Here is a 17,490-nt window from a genome sequence, read left to right as displayed (position 1 = left end):
TTAACGAACGGCAGGTCGCGGTGGTCGGTTCAGGCCATTGCCGATGCGCATGATGCCCCTGCTCGTTGTCGGCACAGCGCCGGATTTTTTCTTAAATTTTGAGTTGGGTGGACCCCATGACCAGCATTTTGACCAATGCGGCGGCGATGGCCGCGCTGCAAACCCTGCGGATGATCGACAAGAATCTGGAAACGACGCAGGCGCGCGTGTCCTCCGGCTATCGTGTCGAGACTGCGGCGGACAATGCGGCCTACTGGTCCATTGCGACGACGATGCGCTCCGACAATAATGCGCTTTCGGCCGTGCAGGATGCTTTGGGTCTGGGCGCCGCCAAAGTCGATACCGCCTATGACGCGCTTGAAAGCACGATCGAGGTCGTCAAACAGATCAAGGCCAAGCTCGTCGCCGCCTATGGCGTGGGCGCTGACCGCAGCAAGATTCAGGATGAAATCAAGCAGCTTCAGGAACAGCTGAAGAGCATCTCCGAATCGGCCTCCTTCTCGGGTGAAAACTGGCTGCAGGCCAGTATCAGCAACGGTGGCACGCCGCCGGTTGAAGAATCGATCACCAAAAAGGTCGTTGCATCCTTCACCCGCACAGGCTCGGGCAATGTCGGGGTCACGACCGTTGACTACACGCTCGACAGCAGCACCGTCCTTTTCGACCTCAGTGGCGGAAAGCTCGGTATTCTTGACAAAAACGCCGTTTTCGTCAGCAAGACGGAATATGAAGTCACCCAGACCTCGACGACCGCCGGCACGGCGACGGAGACGGGTTACGTCGTACCGAAGCTCACCGACGCAGAAATCGGCGCGCTGAATGCCGCGACGACGGATACGAATACGGATCCGAATGTCTATAGCGACGGCACCGCCAATTATCTCCGCCTTGCCGAAAATGTGTGGGTCAAGGTGACGGGGACGAATCCGTCGAGCGGCGGCACCACCGTTTCTCCCGCCTATCGCGACACCAGCAGCAACGACTGGTTTTACGATACCGGCAGCGGAACGGCTTCCGCCGATCGTTCCCTCGGTTTTTCCGTATCCACCCTCGATCTCGGCAATCTCGATGTCGTTGCCGCGGCCATGGGCGGTTTTGCCGGCGGCGGCACCACCTATACCGATGCAGACGCCATCGACATGATGATGTCCTTCGTCGACGGGCAGCTTGAGGCGATGACCAGCACGGCTTCCAGCCTGGGTTCGCTGCAGAGCCGCATCAGCATGCAGGACAACTTCGTTTCCAGCCTGATGGATGTGATCGACAAGGGCATCGGCCGTCTCGTCGATGCCGACATGAACGAGGAATCGACCAGGCTGAAAGCGTTGCAGACGCAGCAGCAGCTCGGCATCCAGGCGCTCTCCATCGCCAACGCCAATGCGGAAAATATCCTCCAGCTCTTCAAGTAACGGGTCTGGCCGGCGTGGGCGCGCGGGGATGAAAGGGCGCAGGCTTCCTGATCGAGCCCGCCTTCATCCTCGCACAAGTTTGAACACCTAACGTCGGGTCAATATGGGGCGGATCGCATGGCGTGATCCGGCCGGAAACGTGGAAGAGACGGGCAGGGTAGCAAGGATGACGGTGGTGCCGCCAAACGGCTTAGAGCATTTCCAGGAAAAGTGGACCCCGGTTTTCCGTCCGGAAATGCGGCGAGGCTTTTGCGATTCGCGCGGGCAACGAAACATGTCTGGCTCCTTTCTCCTGTTTTGCCGGGGGCAGGCATGAGCGCGTCCATTGCACGGTTTCTCAAGGACTTCGGTGAAGCGCAACCGCAACCGGCGGCGCAGGCCTTCGGCGACCCGTTGGCCGATACGGATTTCCTGTCCGGTTTTGCCGATGGCGCTTCCGGTTTCGACGAATTTGCTCCCGTCGATGTGGAGAGCGAGAAACAGGCGGCCTATGACCGTGGCCGCGAAGATGCTACCCGCGAGATCACCGAGAAGATGCAGGCGGAGCGGGAGGAGCTGATCGCTGCCCATGCGGCCGAGCTGGAGGCCCTGCGTTCGGGGCACCTCGAAGAAATCGCGGCTACCCTGTCCCATGGTCTGCGCGAGGGTATCGACGCGATTGCGGCCAATCTCAGCGAACAGACCGCCAATATCCTTGCTCCGGTCCTGACGGAAAAGCTGTCGCTCAAGGCGGTCTCGGCGCTGGCGGATGTGGTGCGTAGCGCCATGCCGGACGGAGAAGGGGTCACGCTTGTCGTGAAAGGCCCGAAAGATTTGTTCGAGCGGCTGAAGATACAGCCGGGCTTTGAAGAAGAAACGATGAAATTTACCGAGACCACCGATATCGATCTTTCCGTCGAGTTGGGTGAAAGCGTGTTCGTGACGCGCATGTCCGCCTGGGCGTCCAGTCTTCGCAAGGTGATGAAATGAGTGAAGGCGAAAATCACCACCACGGTAAAAACGAGATCATCATCGTCAAGCGCCACAAGGGCGGGCATGACGGCGCCCATGGCGGCGCGTGGAAAATCGCCTATGCCGACTTCATGACGGCGATGATGGCGTTCTTCCTCGTCATGTGGCTGGTCAATGCCGCCAACGAGGAAACCAAGGCCTCGGTCGCCAGCTACTTCAACCCGATCAAGCTGTCCGATGAGAAACCCTCGTCCAAGGGGCTGGAAAAGCCGGTGGACAAGGAAGAGGGCGTCCAGAAGAAGGACCAGTCCAACATCCAGGCGGAAAAGGTCACCAAAGGCTCGGCCGCGGCGACGGGCGAAGACCTGACCTCGCAGACCGGTGAACAGTCGAACTTCTCCGAAGCGGACTTTTTCGAAAATCCCTATTCCGTGCTGGCGGAAATCGCCCAGCAGGTGGGTCAGCAGGCCAATGTCAGCGCCAAGGGCGAGGGCGGCGCCGCCGATTCCGGCCCGGCGACGGGCGCTAGCGGCGGTGAAGCCTATCGCGATCCGTTCGATCCAGATTTCTGGACCCAGCAGGTGAAAATCACCCGCGCCGATCAGCCGCAGAAACCGGTTGAACAGCAGCAAGTTGCCGAGAACAAGCAGGAGGATGCGGCCGAAAACGCTCAGGCGGTCGCACTAAAGGCGTCCGAGACACCGGCCGACAAGGCGGAAGACGGCAAGCCGATGGAAGTCGCCGCCGTTGTGCCGCAGCAGCGTCCGGATGCCGCCGAGCAGGCAGCGCTTGCGCAGCCAAAGCCGGATGAGCCGCGCCAGGCGAGCGATGCAGAGCAAAAGGCCAGCGATGCCGAGTGGGAAAAGGCCGACACGCTGCGCGAGGAGATCGAGAAGCAGATATCCGGCATTACCGGCAAGCTTTCCGAAGGTCTGGTGGTGACGCCGGCCGAAGGCGGATTGCTGCTCACCATTTCCGACCAGACGGAAACGCCGATGTTCAATATCGGATCGGCCGTTCCCCGGCGTGAAATGGTTCTGGTCATGGAAAAAATCGGCAAACTGCTTCAGGAGCGCGGTGGTAGCGTGGTGATACGCGGCCATACCGACGGACGGCAGTTCAAGGGCGAGGCCAACGACAACTGGCGGCTTTCCATGGATCGCGCTCACAGCGCCTATTACATGCTGGTGCGCGGCGGCCTGTCGGAAGAGCGGGTAAAGCAGGTCTCGGGTTTTGCGGATCGCAGATTGCAGGTGCCAGCGGACCCTCTGGCGGACGCCAACCGCCGCATCGAAATTTTGCTTGAGGCCGATCGGGGGTGAGTGTGACGAAAACCTCGAAACGCTGGCTTCTTCTTGCGGCGACGCTTTGCGGCCTCGGCTCCGAGCCCGGCAGGGCGTTTTCGCAGTCGCAAGACAATCTCATGCCCTATGCCATGCTGCGCTCCCTGCAATTCGTGCAGGATTCGGTCGCCATGGGCGATCATTCCGCTTCGGAAATGCAGCGATTTCTACTCCAGACCATCGACGAGCGGCTGAAGAGCGCGCCTTCGGCGATCTTCAAGGATCCGCGCAATGTCGATGCGGCGCTCATCTATGCGATGAGCGGCGGCAATCCGGCCACGCTGGAACTGCTGGTCGCGCGCGATGTGGATGGCAATTTCGACAGCCGCGTCGCCGATATCCTGCGCAAATACCTCTCCGGCAAGGGAACGCTCGTCGCGCAGAGCATTGCGGCCATGGTGCCGGAATATCGCGGCAAGCGGATCGGCGCCTATCTGGCGCTGATCGGCGGCAATGTGACGATCCCGCGCGATCCGCTGGCGGCACTCGGTTTTTACGATATCGCCCGGCTCGAAGCGCCGGGCACCATCGTCGAGGAGGCTGCATTGCGCCGTTCGCTCGCCATCGCGGTTGAAGACGGCGATGCGGCACGCGGCGTCGATTATGCGCAGCGTTATGCGCGACGGTTCCTGCATTCGCCCTATGCCAGCCAGTTCGCGGACCTTCTGGTCTCGCTGGTGGTCAAGCGCGCCGATTCCATCGGCGAGGAGGCGATACAGGAAACCTTCGCTATGATGGATACCGAGAGGCAAAAGGAAGCCTATCTGCGGCTTTCCCGCCTCGCGGCGATCAGCGGCAAGGATTCGCTGGCGCGCATGGCGGCGTTGAAGGCGAAGGCACTGTCTCCTGCGCTGCCGGGTGAGCCGGAAGTACAGGCAAATCTCTATGAAAGCCTTTCCAACATCGGCACGCCCGATGTGGTGAGCGCAATCGAAACAATAGGGCAGATTCCCGAAGCGCAGCTTTCGGATCGGGACAGGGCCTTGCGGGAGGCGGCAAGGGCGATTGCCGAGCAGGTGGTTCGTCCTCCTTCCCCGCAGTCCGGTGTCGAGGCCGACACTGCGGCCACGAAGGACACCGGGCGGAATGCGCCCGAAAACGAAGCGAACGCTGCCGATGCAAGGAGCATATGGCGGGTCGAAACCCAGAAGGCTGACGACGAGGGCGACAACGTGCGGCAACTCGTGACGAGCGGTCGCAGCAAGCTCGATGAAATCGACAGCCTGTTGAAGAAAGGCGAGGGGGCACCATGATCGACGCAACCATCAACGCGATAATGAATGCGCCGCCATCCGATCCGCGCGCCGGCAGCGCCAATGCCAGGGACGACGCCAAGGGCGGCAGTTTCGGCGATGCCCTTTCCACGGTTCGGGACGAGCGCCCGCCGCAGGCGCTGCATTCGCGGCGTCAACAGGACGAGAACCCGGCTGAAGAACAGCAGGCGCAGCCCGATGGCGAGGCGGAAAAGATGGATGTCCCGGTCAAGCGGCCTGCAACATTTCTCAATGTGATCGTCAACGAGCATGCCGGCGAAGGTCGTGCCCAGGAGACGGTGGCCGAGTTTCAGAGCGCGGTGAAAACGGCCCGCACCACGCCGGAAAATGGCAAGACCGGCAAGAAGCTCAGGGACGACGCCGACAAGGACGCCAAGGTGACGGACGATACGATCGATCCGAAGCTGGCGGAACTGCAGCTGGTGACGGCCAATGCCGCCGATATGGCGACGGCCAAGACACCGCTTGAGGAAATTGCACAGGCGATTGCCGGCAAGGCCGACACGGTGAAATCGGACCGTGCTGAACCTGTCCGGGGCAAGGTCGAGCATTCGGTCAAGGACATGCCGACAGGGATCGCACCAGCCGGTAACGAGGCGGGCTCGGCCTCGGAAAATGAGGGCGATGCCTCGGCATTCCGTTTTTCGTCTCCGCGCTCAGGCGCGGCCCGGGCTCTGGACATGAGCACCGTTCAGCGTGAAGGCCGTGTCGAGTTCGATGCACGCGAAAGCACCGGCAAGGCGGCTGACACCATAACGGTTCTCGATTCGCGGCGCTTCATCGGCCTGGCGCCCTCGACCAACGCTTCGGCCCTGACCGGCCTGATCGTCAATGATCCGGAATGGGTGAGCGCCATGCAGCCGGGTTCTTCGCTCTCCAATGCGGCGGCCCAGAGCAGCACCGGCAAGGTCGTCCATACGCTGAAGCTGCATATGACGCCGATCGAGCTTGGATCGGTGACAATGTCGCTGCGTCTTGCCGGTGACGAGCTTGCCGTTCACATGACGGTGGAGAGTGTTGCGGCCTATAAAAAGCTCCAGGAAGACAGCAAGAGCATCCTCGATGGCCTCAAGGCGCAGGGTCTGACGGTCGATAACATCACCATCAGCATCGCTTCTTCCGACAAGAGTGACCAAACGGGCACACAGGGCAACAATCAGCAAAATCAGCAGGCGCAGCAGCAGGGTCAGCAGGCCGCCGCCGGGCGCAACCGTGACGAGTCCGGAGCACGGGGCGACCGGCAAGGCAATGGCGATAATTTGGGGGTGCATAATGAAGGCATGGATGGCGCTCCTGGCTCTGCCCGCTCTTCTGCTGACAATGGCGTCTACCTCTGAGAACGCGTCCGCTTCGGCAACGTCAGGTGTCTGTGAAAGAGAGATCCAGTCGGCGGCACGCAAATATGGCGTGCCGGAGGGAATTCTCTATTCGGTGGGGCTGACCGAAACGGGCCGCAAGGGGCGGCTCGACCCTAATGCCATGAATATCGAGGGAAAACCGGTATTTGCCTCCTCCACCGAGGAGGCTTTGACCACTTTTGAGGCGGCGAAGCGCAACGGCGCAAAGCTGATCGACCTCGGATGCATGCAGATAAATCATTATTTCCATGGCGAAAACTTCGCATCCGCGCGGGAAATGTTCGATCCGCGCCGCAATGTGGAATATGCCGCCATGTTTCTGCGCAACCTTCACAACAGACATGAAACCTGGACCATGGCAGTCGCCCGTTATCATGCCGGCCCCAACAATGACCCGGCGCAGAAGAAATATGTCTGCCGTGTCATCGCCAATCTGGTAGCGACGGGCTACGGGAAATGGACCGCCAACGCGAAAAATTTCTGCGACGGATGACAACCTGAAATTGCTTTCAGGCATCCCAGGACTCGTATTTTGAAATGTGGCGATAGATTGATCGAAAAAAGGCATTTCAAGCGGTTTTTTCGGAATTTTGAAATTTCTACACAAAAATTTTGTGCCATATATGGTTAACACCCACTATATGTAGATCAAATCGGCACAAAATGGTTAATCAATTATTAATATCTATCGATGATTTCCTACAGTTGTCCGTGAATCGCCCGATTCGTACCAATGCCACATTGGAAAACACCACACTGATTCGGAGGCGGACGAATGATCGTAGTGGTTGATGAGCGCGAGCTCGTTAAAGACGGCTATACATCTCTATTTGGGCGTGAGGGCATTCCCTCGACCGGGTTCGATCCGGTCGAATTCGGGGAGTGGGTCTCGACGGCGGCGGAAAGCGATCTTGCGGCTGTGGAAGCCTTCCTGATCGGCCAGGGCGACCGGAGCTTTTCTTTGCCGAAGGCGATCAGGGATCGCACGACGGCCCCGGTGATCGCGGTTAGCGACCAGCCCTCGCTGGAATCGACGCTGGCGCTTTTCGACAGCGGCGTCGACGATGTTGTGCGCAAGCCGGTGCACCCCCGTGAAATCCTTGCACGTGCGGCGGCGATCCGTCGCCGATTGCAGGTCATCTCGAACTTCACCGATGCCGGGCCGATCCGGGTTTTCTCCGACGGCCGCGACCCGGAAGTGGGTGGTGAAGTGTTCCCCCTGCCGCGCCGCGAGCGCCGCATCCTCGAATATTTGATCGCCAATCGCGGACGCCGCGTTTCCAAGGCGCAGATTTTCAATGCCATCTACGGCATCTTCGATGACGACGTCGAAGAAAACGTTGTCGAAAGCCACATCAGCAAGCTGCGCAAGAAGCTGCGCAAGAAGCTTGGCTACGATCCGGTCGATTCCAAACGTTTCCTCGGCTACAGCATTGATTGGCAATGATTTTCATTGACCCGCGTGGTCTTTTTCAAACGCGGTATTTCCGACAGCTTCACGCAAGCCAAACGCTTTACCTTCTCCCTGAAAGATGACCACGAGGGTTTTTGAATGAGTATTTTCGGCACTATGCGAACCGGTGTGTCCGGCATGAATGCGCAGGCGAACAAGCTGGGCACCGTGGGCGACAACATCGCCAACGCAAGCACCACCGGCTACAAGCGCGCATCGACGTCGTTCTCCTCGCTCGTTCTGCCCTCCTCGTCGGGCAGCTACGCGTCCGGCGGCGTGCAGTCCAACGTTCGCTACAGCATTTCGGAGCAGGGCAACCTCTCCTACACCACCTCGAGCACCGACCTTGCCATTCAGGGCAACGGCTTCTTCGTGGTTCAGGATGGTGCAGGCACGCCTTACCTCACCCGCGCCGGTTCCTTTGTGAAGAACGCGGAAGGATATCTGGAGAATGCGGCGGGCTTCCAGCTGATGGGTTACCCCTATGGTTCCAACCCGCCGGCGGCTGTCGTCAATGGCTTCACGGGTCTTGAAGCCATCAACGTCAATAATTTCGGCCTGACGGCATCGCCCTCCACGCAGGGCAGCTTCCCGGCCAACCTTAATCGTGGCGATACGGCTGTAGCGGCGGCATCGCTTCCAGGCACCAACTCCGCAACTGCGACGTTCGGTAACAAGACCTCGCTTACGGCATTCGATAGCGGTGGCGCTAAGGTGCTTTACGATTTCTACTATACCAAGACCGGCGACAATACCTGGGAAGTAGCGGTTTATCGTCAGGATCAGTCGACGAATGGCGGTTTCCCCTATACGGCGACGCCAATAACTGACCTTGTTCAGGAAAGTGTCACACTGACATTCGATCCTGCGACCAACAAGCTCACCCCCACCTCGGATAAATCGATTACGATCAATGACCAGGTCAGCGGCGTGGCACAGGCGATCAACATCGACCTGTCTGAAATGACGCAGTTCTCGACCAAGTTTACGCCTGGCACTGCAGTTCTGGACGGCAATGGCCCGAGCCAGATCAAGGATGTGGAAATCGGCAAGGATGGCGTGGTAACGGCGGTCTATCAGGATGGCGGTCGCCGCAACATTTACCAGCTGGCGCTGGCCACGGTGCCGAGCGTCGACAATCTCAGCCCGCAGAACGGTAACGTCTATCTGCCGAGCAACGAGTCGGGTGTCGTCACCATCGGCTTCGCGCAGACGGGTAGCTTCGGTTACATCCAGAAGGGCGCGCTGGAAGGCTCGAACGTCGATATCGCCAGCGAACTCACCGACATGATTGAATCCCAGCGTATCTACACAGCGAATTCGAAAGTCTTCCAGACTGGATCGGATTTGATGGACGTCCTGATCAATCTGAAGAGATAATACTTCTCACGAGGACAGATGAATGTCGCTCACGTCAGCAATGAATACTGCGCAGTCGATTTTCAATAATACAGGTAAGCAGACGGACGTTACCTCCAAGAACATTGCCAATGTCGGCAATGCTAACTACGTCAAGCGAACCGCCATTCTCGGCACGACCATGGCTGGAGCGAGTATCGTCTCCAACGGCCGTGCCCAGAATGAAAGTCTTCTCAGGCAGACGATTTCCAGCTCTTCTCTCGCTTCCGGCCAGAGCACGGTTCTGACCGGTCTTGAGGAAATGAAGAGCATTTTCGGCGGCAACGATTATGAGAGTTCGCCGGCCACCTACATGAAGGAACTGCTGAAGAGCCTGGACGCTTACGCCGCCAAGCCGAGCGATGCCGCTCTGGCCGCAACGGCCGTTACCTCGGCTACCGATGTCGCCAGTTCCCTGAACAAGGCCTCGAACGAATTGCAGGCGATGCGTCTGCGCGCCGACAAGGAAATCGCCCTTCAGGTCGACAAGCTGAACGGGCTGCTTGCGAAGTTCGAGGAAGCCAATAACGAGGTCAAGGCGCAGACGGCGATCGGCGGCGATCCAAGCGACGCTCTCGATCAGCGCGAGACGCTTCTGAAGGATATTTCCTCCATCATCGGCATCAATGTCGTCAATCGTCCCAACAACGATGTGGCGCTTTATACGACGGATGGTGCGACGCTGTTCGAAATCGTACCGCGCAGCGTCACCTTCAAGACGCAGCCGGGCTTTGATGCGACGACCACGGGCAACGCAATCTATGTCGATGGCGTAGCACTGAAGGCAGGAAGCGGCAGCAACACGACGTCTGAGGGGTCGCTTCAGGGCCTGATGCAGGTTCGCGACGATCTGGCGCCGACAATGCAGAGCCAGCTCGACGAAATCGCCCGCGGCCTCATCACCATGTTTGCGGAAAAGCCGGCCGACGCGACCAGCGGCCTGCCGGATATGCCGGGTCTCTTCACCTACGGCTCGCCGGCGGCGACGACCATTCCGGCAGACGGGATTGTCTCTCCCGGGCTCGCGGCCAGCATTACCGTCAACCCGGCGTTAATTATTTCCAAAGGTGGCAATCCGGAATTGTTGCGCGACGGCGGTATCAACGGTACCGATTACGTGATCAATACCGCAGCGTCGGGGGGAACCGGTTTCTCCGAACTGATCCGCAGCTATGTTACTGCTTTCGACGCGCCCATGAATTTTGCCGCGTCGACACGTATCGATACGAATACCAGCATCCTGAAATACGGCACCAACTCGATGGGCTGGCTCGAACAGGAACGTTCCGGCGCGACTTCTGCGAACGAAGCGAAAAGCGCGCTTTATGAGCGCTCCGCCACGTCCTATTCGAACAATACGGCGGTCAGCCTGGATGAGGAACTGTCGCTGCTCATGGATATCGAGCAATCCTACAAGGCCGCGACCAAACTGGTAACGACCGTCGATGAAATGCTCAAGTCCCTGATGGACATGGTGAGGTAAACGATGAAAACGTCATTCATTTCATCGCTGGCGATGCAGAACAGCATGCGCAGCACCATCCTCAAGGCTCAGCTCGAGATGACCAATCTCAATACCGAGCTGACGACGGGCAAGCATGCCGATCTCGGCGTGACGCTGGGCGCCAACACCGCCCGCAGCCTCGATCTCAATCGCGATATCGACCGCATTTCTTCGCTCGTCAGCGTCAATTCGATTGCAACGCAACGCCTCAAATCCTCGCAGACGGCGCTGGACGGCATGGCGCAGGCCGCGCAGGAAATTCAGAAGGTTCTTGTCCCCAACACCAGCAGCGAAGCGCCGACGCTGACGACGGTTGCCAAAACCATTTCGAATGCCTTCAACAATTTCACCAGCTTCGCCAACACGGCGGTCAATGGCGAGTTTCTGTTTTCCGGCATCAATACGGATGTGAAGCCCGTCGATGACTATTTCGCTGAAGGGTCTCCCCTGAAGGAAGCCTATGAGACCGAGCTGAACGCATTCATGGCGGCGCAGACGCCGGCGGTTGGGGACATCACCGGCCTGTCGAAAACCCAGGCCGAAGCCTTCATGACCCATATCGAAGGTGTGTTCAACGGCACCACGACGGTAACGAACCCGCCCCACAGCAGCCTGACGGCCGGCCAGAACTACGATTTCTGGACGACTTTCGGCTCCAAGGCGAGCGACACCAACATGACGAGCCGCATCAGCCAGAACGAGGTCGTGGAAACCTCCAGCAACAGCAATTCGCAGGGCATGCGTTATTTTGCACTGACGGCGATGACGTCGATGACCTTCCTCGATGAAAAGGTGGATAGCGGCGTTCGCGAAATGGTGGCGACCAAATCGGTGACCAATATCGGAACCGCCATCAGTGGCCTGAACCAGCAGCAAAGCCAGCTCGGCCTTTCCGAAAGCCGCGTTTCGAAGGCCAATGATTCGCTGGCAGCCCAGAAGAAGATCATCGAAACGCATCTGCTGGATATTGAGGGGATCGATACCTACGAGGCGAAGACCCGCCTCGATCTGCTGCAGCAGCAGATTGAAATCGCATACAGCCTCACGTCGCGTCTGCAAAAAATGAGTCTGGTGAACTACCTCTGATGAACAGGGGTGGCGGCAGATAAAGGATACATGAATGTACCAGTTTTCCTACGCCGAAATCATGGAGGATGGTGTCGCCAACGCGAAGGATCGCGAGCGGCAGGCGTTGACAAAATCGATCGACCTTCTGGTGGAGGCAAGGGATTCCTCTTCGCAGCGCCACACGATCGAAGCGCTTTTTTACACTCGAAGGGTCTGGATCCGCTTCATTGAGGATCTCAAGCAACCCGACAACCAGCTTGCCATGGAGCTCAGGGCCAATCTGATTTCCATCGCGATCTGGATATTGAAAGAGTGCGAACTGATCCGGAAACGTCAGTCGACGAATTTCCAGGGCATAATTGACGTGACAACCATCATCAGGGATGGACTGAAATGAAAAGTACACTTCGGATTTCGCTGAAATCGGGCGAAAAGATTTTTATCAACGGCGCGGTTCTGCGTGTGGATCGCAAGGTGGCGCTCGAATTCCTGAACGATGTCACGTTCCTGCTTGAAAACCACGTTCTGCAGCCCGATCAGGCGACGACGCCTCTCAGGCAGCTTTATTTCATCGCGCAGATGATCCTTATCAACCCGGAAGGGCGCGAACAGTCCACCAACATGTTCCGCAAGTCGGTCAGCATGCTGCTGAACTGCTTCCAGCATGACGAGGTTCTGGCGGAACTCAAGCGGATCGACGGGCTGGTTGCCTCGGGCAAGGCTTTCGAAGCGCTGAAGGCCATTCGCGGTCTCTACCCGATCGAGGAAAAAATCCTCAACAATCAGGAAATGACCCCCGCAACGATCGAACAGATTCGCAAGGAGATCGCACCATGGCGGTAGATGCAGTCACTTCGGCAGCGTCAAATCCCTGGGCCAATGCCGGGGCAAGCAGCTCCGACAGCAGCGCGGCGTCGCTGAACTACGACAGCTTCCTGAAGCTCCTCATCGCCCAGATGAAGAACCAGGATCCGACCAGCCCGATGGATGCCGGCGAGCAGATGTCGCAGCTCGCAAGCTTCTCGCAGGTCGAGCAGACCATCAAGACCAACACCCATCTGAAAAGCATGTTGCAGGCGGAAGCCCTGACGCGTGCCTCCGATCTGGTCGGCAAGACGGTCAAGAGCGCCGACGACACCGTCACCGGCGTGGTGAAGGAAGTCGAGGTCTATTCGGACGGCGTTGTCGCCATCACCGAAGCTGGTGACAAGGTGCTGCTGCAGGCCGGCGTGACCTTCTCCAACGGCCCGATTACGAGTACATCTGATAGCGGAACCGATTCGGATAGCGCGACCGGTTCCTGACATTGAAGAGGCGGCATGACGCCGCCTTTCCGGATTGAGGATGCGACGATGAACGAGGCCGATGCGCTTGACATCATGCAGGCGGCTGTCTGGACGGTTCTCGTCGCGGCTGGTCCCGCGGTTCTCGCCGCCATGATCGTCGGTGTCGTCATCGCCTTCATTCAGGCCCTGACCCAGGTTCAGGAAATGACGCTGACCTTCGTTCCCAAGATCGTCACGATCATGCTCGTGCTCGGCGTTGCCGCCCCCTTCGTGGGCGCGCAGATATCGCTCTTTTCCAATCTCGTCTTTTCCCGCATCCAGTCCGGCTTCTGACGCGTCCGCTGTAGATGCCATTTTCGCGCAAGCTTCAGCCGCTAGGGATAGGCTGAAGCATCGGGCCGAATTGCGTGCGCTTTTCGAAAACCGTTGCTACGGAACCGTGCGACGGCTTTTCCGTCGCCCTTCTCATGAAGAGACAGGACGAATTCATGGCGCAACCACCAGTCATCTCCCTGCCCAAGGTCAGTCCGAGCACGCGTGACATCGGTTTCGCACTGGGCATCGTGGCGATCCTCTGCGTTCTCTTCCTGCCCATTCCGGTCATGCTGGTGGATATCGGTCTGGCCTTTTCGATCGCGCTTTCGGTCCTCATCCTCATGGTGGCGCTCTGGATTCAGCGGCCGCTGGATTTCTCGTCCTTCCCGACCGTGCTGCTGATCGCGACGATGATCCGCCTGTCGCTGAACATTGCGACGACGCGCGTTATCCTTTCCCACGGCAATGAAGGGCCGACGGCGGCGGGTGGCGTGATTGCGGGCTTCTCCAGCCTCGTCATGTCCGGCGATTTCGTGATCGGTCTGATCGTCTTCCTGATCCTGATCACCGTCAACTTTATCGTCATCACCAAGGGTGCGACGCGTATCGCCGAAGTCGGCGCCCGTTTCACCCTGGATGCCATTCCCGGCAAGCAGATGTCGATCGATGCGGATCTGTCCGCCGGCATCATCGACGAGAAGGAAGCGCAGCGCCGCCGCCGCGAGCTGGAAGAGGAAAGCTCCTTCTTCGGTTCGATGGACGGCGCCTCGAAATTCGTGCGTGGCGACGCCATTGCCGGCCTCATCATCACCGCGATCAATATTTTCGGCGGCATCATCATCGGTTATTTCCGCCATGGCATGCCCATTGGCGAAGCGGCCGACGTTTTCGTCAAGCTTTCGGTCGGTGACGGCATCGTCTCGCAGATTCCGGCCCTGATCGTATCGCTGGCCGCCGGCCTCCTGGTCTCGCGCGGCGGTACTGCCGGCTCGACGGACCAGGCGGTCGTCAACCAGCTCAGCGGTTACCCGCGCGCGCTGATGGTTTCGGCCATGCTGATGGGACTGCTCGCCATCATTCCGGGCCTTCCCTTCCTGCCCTTCATCTTCCTCGGTGGCATCATGGCCTTCGGCAGCTGGTATATTCCGCGCCAGGCGGAGGCAGAAAGCGCGCTGCGGCGTCAGGAAGAGGAAAACAAGGTTCTCCAGACCACCGAGGCGGAAAAGGATTCGGTCAAGCAGGTGCTGAAGACGGCCGAGATCGAACTGGCGCTCGGCAAGCAGGTTTCCACCCGCCTTCTCGGGGCGCATCAGGAACTGGCCTTCCGCGTCGGCAAGATGCGCAAGAAATTCGCGACCCAATACGGTTTCGTCGTGCCGGAGATCAAGGTCTCCGACGACATCATGATCCCCGAAAAAGCCTATCAGATCCGCGTTCACGGCACGACCATCGCGTCCAGCAACCTGCGCGTTGGCGACGTTCTTGTCGTGACCGGGGCAGGGCGCAAGCCGAGCATTCCCGGCGACGAAATTCGCGAACCCGCTTTCGGCATGCCCGCCGTATCGATTCTCGAAACCTTCACCGAGGATTTGAAGCGCGAAGGCTTCCATCCGATCGACAACGTCTCCGTGGTGCTGACGCATCTGAGCGAAGTCATCCGCAACAACCTGCCGCAGCTCCTGTCCTACAAGGACGTGAAAATTCTCATCGACAGGCTAGATCCCGAATACAAGAAGCTGGCCGACGAGATTTGCTCGTCGCACATGTCCTATTCCGGCTTGCAGGCGGTGCTGAAACTGTTGCTTGCCGAACGCGTATCGATCCGCAACCTGCATCTCATTCTCGAAGCCGTCGCCGAACTTGCGCCGCATGTGCGCAAGACCGAGCAGATCGTCGAGCATGTCCGCGTTCGCATGTCGCAGCAGCTCTGCGGCGATCTGGCTGACAATGGCGTGTTGCGTGTCCTGCGTCTCGGCAACAAGTGGGACATGGTCTTCCATCAGGCGCTGAAGCGCGACCAGAAGGGCGAAATCGTCGAATTCGACATCGATCCGCGCCATCTCGAGGAGTTTTCCGAGCAGGCATCCAAAGTTATCCGTGAATTCATGGATCGCGGCCTGCCCTTTGTCCTTGTAACCTCGCCGGAAACGCGGTCCTATGTGCGCATGATTATCGAGCGACTCTTTGCGACCCTGCCGGTTCTTTCGCATGTGGAACTGGCCAAGGGTCTCGAGATCAAGATTCTGGGCGCCATTTCATGATAACCGACCCGCAGGGGACAATCATTGCATTGTTCCTTGCCATTTGCCGTATCGGCGCATGCTTCATGACCATGCCGGGCTTTTCAAGCTCGCGCATTTCGCCGCAGATTCGCATGCTTCTGTGCGTCGCGGTGTCCATGGCGCTTCTGCCCGTGCTGTGGGACACGATTTATCCGAAAGTTTCCGGCGCGAGCCAGGGCACGGTCGTCGGCCTCATCTTTACCGAGGTCGTCATCGGTTCGATGTATGGCCTGATCGCGCGGTTCTACACCCTCGGTTTCCAGTTCACCGGTGCGCTCATCGGCGCTTCCATCGGTCTCAGTGCGCCGGGCGGTGCCGATGTCATCGAAGACGTGCAGGAAAACCAGATATCCAACTTCATCACCTTCGGCGGCCTGCTGGTGCTGTTCATATTCGATTTCCACCACATCGTCCTCAAGGCGCTGGTGGATTCCTACACCGCCACGCCGGTCGGCGCGCTGATCAGCGGCCAGAAGATGCTGATTACGCTGACCGACACGCTCAGGGCCTCCTTTTCGATCATGCTTCGGCTTGCCAGCCCCTTCGTGATTTACGGCTTGATGTTCAACGTCGCGGTCGGTCTCATCAACAAGCTCGCGCCGCAGATTCCGGTCTTCTTTATCTCGACACCCTTCGTTCTCGCGGGTGGTCTTTTCATGCTCTATTTGTCGATTGCGGCCCTCATCCGGCAATTCGTGGATGGTTTCGGCCCGGTCTTCATCGGCTTTTGATCGGGGGAAATGCGGTGGCTTCGGACAAGCGCTCGGCCAAACTCAAGCGTCTGGTAACCGTCCAGCGGCACATGGAAAAAATGGCCGAGGTGGAACTGGCCGATACCACCCGCACACGGGCGGAAGTTGCGCAATCCATGGAGAACGTGCTGGAAGCCATGAGTTCCATGGAACCGGTGCACCAGACATTCTCCCGGCACTATTCGGACCGCTACGGCCGTCTCGTCGTCCAGGACCGCCAGCTTGAAGGCGTGCAGCAATTTCAGGAAAACAAGGTCCTGAAGGAAAAGACCAAGGCTGACCGGCTGGAGGACAGGATGCATCTTGCGCGCGATCTTGAGGACCGCGAGGCCGACGATAATGCAATCTATGATTTGTTAGAAATTACGAATGTTTCCCACACACCAGCCTCCAGCAAGGTTGGCGATCCATAGTCTGTCCCATTGTTGCATCGCGGGCGTTTTTGAGGACGTCTCCGGCGATGTTTCTTGATTGAGCGGATGCGTCGGCTTTCTGTGCCGTCCATTCGTCAGCTCGGGAGATCTGGACGTGGCGATATCGGTGATAAGTGATCTGGTGATGGATGTGGTTCGCGCTGCGGACCCCCAGGAAGTTCAGGTCGCCCAGGAAAAACTCAAGGCGAACAAGGCGGCTTTTGCCGCAACCAGTCTTGCCGATGCCGGCAAGGGCTTTGGCGCCGCGGTCGACATGCTCGATGGCGCCTCCTCGAAGGCTGGTCTCGGCGACACCAATATTCGTGCGGCCCGCACCGAAATCCCGGAAACATACCGTAAATATGAAGCCTCGGTGCTCCAGACCTTCGTGGCCAACATGCTGCCGAAAGACAGCGAGGAAGTTTACGGCAAGGGCAATGCCGGCGAGATCTGGAAGAGCATGATGGCCGAACAGTTTGCCGACACGATTTCCAGAAATGGCGGCGTCGGCATCGCGGAACAGGCTTACAAGGATGCGCTTCGGAAAGCTGAAAGCAAAGGCATTACCGACGTATCGATGAATGAAAAAGACAATAATGCTGCAATTCGGATGGTGGCGGAGTTCGAGCGGCAGGTCCTCGGCGTTTCCAATGAGAAAACGGACGAGGCTTGAGAATGAAAAAC

At 58.6% G+C, this 17,490-nt stretch carries 18 protein-coding genes; all 18 read left to right on the top strand.

Annotation, left to right across the window (positions count from 1 at the left end; all coding sequences use genetic code 11):
• The first annotated feature begins 116 nt into the window (after positions 1-116).
• Positions 117-1,409 (top strand): flagellin, encoded by a 1,293-nt coding sequence (locus ACIK7D_RS05090; protein WP_080817835.1) that lies wholly within the window; start codon positions 117-119, stop codon positions 1,407-1,409.
• Between the two features lie 312 nt (positions 1,410-1,721).
• Positions 1,722-2,378 (top strand): hypothetical protein, encoded by a 657-nt coding sequence (locus ACIK7D_RS05085; protein WP_080817833.1) that lies wholly within the window; start codon positions 1,722-1,724, stop codon positions 2,376-2,378.
• The gene (locus ACIK7D_RS05080) at positions 2,375-3,682 is read left to right on the top strand and encodes a MotB family protein (RefSeq protein ID WP_400155755.1); all 1,308 of its coding nucleotides are present in this window, start codon (positions 2,375-2,377) and stop codon (positions 3,680-3,682) included. Before ACIK7D_RS05085 ends, ACIK7D_RS05080 begins: the two co-directional genes overlap by 4 nt.
• A complete protein-coding gene (gene motC, locus ACIK7D_RS05075; RefSeq protein WP_262534799.1) occupies positions 3,679-4,956 on the top strand; it encodes a chemotaxis protein MotC in 1,278 nt (425 codons plus the stop codon). The genes ACIK7D_RS05080 and motC overlap by 4 nt, the downstream gene beginning before the upstream one ends.
• Positions 4,953-6,314 carry a flagellar hook-length control protein FliK gene (locus ACIK7D_RS05070; RefSeq protein ID WP_400155754.1) on the top strand — a complete coding sequence of 454 codons (1,362 nt, stop codon included), beginning with the start codon at positions 4,953-4,955 and terminating at the stop codon, positions 6,312-6,314. The genes motC and ACIK7D_RS05070 overlap by 4 nt, the downstream gene beginning before the upstream one ends.
• Entirely contained in the window at positions 6,262-6,828 is a 567-nt protein-coding gene (locus ACIK7D_RS05065) for a lytic transglycosylase domain-containing protein (RefSeq protein WP_035236040.1), read from the top strand. Before ACIK7D_RS05070 ends, ACIK7D_RS05065 begins: the two co-directional genes overlap by 53 nt.
• Positions 6,829-7,110: 282 nt before the next feature.
• Positions 7,111-7,782 (top strand): response regulator transcription factor, encoded by a 672-nt coding sequence (locus tag ACIK7D_RS05060; protein WP_004432529.1) that lies wholly within the window; start codon positions 7,111-7,113, stop codon positions 7,780-7,782.
• Between the two features lie 105 nt (positions 7,783-7,887).
• Entirely contained in the window at positions 7,888-9,168 is a 1,281-nt protein-coding gene (locus ACIK7D_RS05055) for a flagellar hook protein FlgE (RefSeq protein WP_400155753.1), read from the top strand.
• Positions 9,169-9,190: 22 nt separating this feature from the next.
• Positions 9,191-10,669, top strand: coding sequence for a flagellar hook-associated protein FlgK (gene flgK / locus ACIK7D_RS05050; RefSeq protein ID WP_142778679.1), 1,479 nt, complete (start codon positions 9,191-9,193; stop codon positions 10,667-10,669).
• Positions 10,670-10,672: 3 nt separating this feature from the next.
• Complete coding sequence (locus tag ACIK7D_RS05045; RefSeq protein ID WP_127756361.1) at positions 10,673-11,776, top strand: flagellar hook-associated family protein; 1,104 nt, start codon at positions 10,673-10,675, stop codon at positions 11,774-11,776.
• A 34-nt stretch (positions 11,777-11,810) separates the two neighbouring features.
• Positions 11,811-12,155, top strand: a complete 345-nt coding sequence (flaF, locus tag ACIK7D_RS05040) for a flagellar biosynthesis regulator FlaF (RefSeq protein ID WP_004432537.1) — start codon at positions 11,811-11,813, stop codon at positions 12,153-12,155.
• The gene (gene flbT / locus ACIK7D_RS05035) at positions 12,152-12,601 is read left to right on the top strand and encodes a flagellar biosynthesis repressor FlbT (RefSeq protein ID WP_004432543.1); all 450 of its coding nucleotides are present in this window, start codon (positions 12,152-12,154) and stop codon (positions 12,599-12,601) included. The genes flaF and flbT overlap by 4 nt, the downstream gene beginning before the upstream one ends.
• A complete protein-coding gene (flgD, locus tag ACIK7D_RS05030) occupies positions 12,592-13,062 on the top strand; it encodes a flagellar hook assembly protein FlgD (protein WP_020812913.1) in 471 nt (156 codons plus the stop codon). Before flbT ends, flgD begins: the two co-directional genes overlap by 10 nt.
• Before the next feature lie 48 nt (positions 13,063-13,110).
• Entirely contained in the window at positions 13,111-13,377 is a 267-nt protein-coding gene (fliQ, locus tag ACIK7D_RS05025) for a flagellar biosynthesis protein FliQ (protein ID WP_003503352.1), read from the top strand.
• Between the two features lie 155 nt (positions 13,378-13,532).
• Entirely contained in the window at positions 13,533-15,620 is a 2,088-nt protein-coding gene (gene flhA / locus ACIK7D_RS05020; protein ID WP_004432552.1) for a flagellar biosynthesis protein FlhA, read from the top strand.
• The gene (gene fliR, locus ACIK7D_RS05015) at positions 15,617-16,372 is read left to right on the top strand and encodes a flagellar biosynthetic protein FliR (RefSeq protein ID WP_004432553.1); all 756 of its coding nucleotides are present in this window, start codon (positions 15,617-15,619) and stop codon (positions 16,370-16,372) included. Before flhA ends, fliR begins: the two co-directional genes overlap by 4 nt.
• 14 nt (positions 16,373-16,386) lie before the next feature.
• A complete protein-coding gene (locus tag ACIK7D_RS05010) occupies positions 16,387-16,806 on the top strand; it encodes a hypothetical protein (RefSeq protein ID WP_004432556.1) in 420 nt (139 codons plus the stop codon).
• A 115-nt stretch (positions 16,807-16,921) separates the two neighbouring features.
• On the top strand, positions 16,922-17,479 hold the full coding sequence (locus tag ACIK7D_RS05005) for a rod-binding protein (RefSeq protein ID WP_065654443.1): 558 nt from the start codon (positions 16,922-16,924) through the stop codon (positions 17,477-17,479).
• The last annotated feature ends 11 nt before the right edge of the window (positions 17,480-17,490 follow it).

This window comes from Agrobacterium sp. P15N1-A, assembly GCF_044626815.1.
GTDB classification, from domain to species: domain Bacteria; phylum Pseudomonadota; class Alphaproteobacteria; order Rhizobiales; family Rhizobiaceae; genus Agrobacterium; species Agrobacterium leguminum.
Note: the sequence above shows the minus strand (reverse complement) of the source record. Positions and strands in the feature narration are given on the sequence as shown.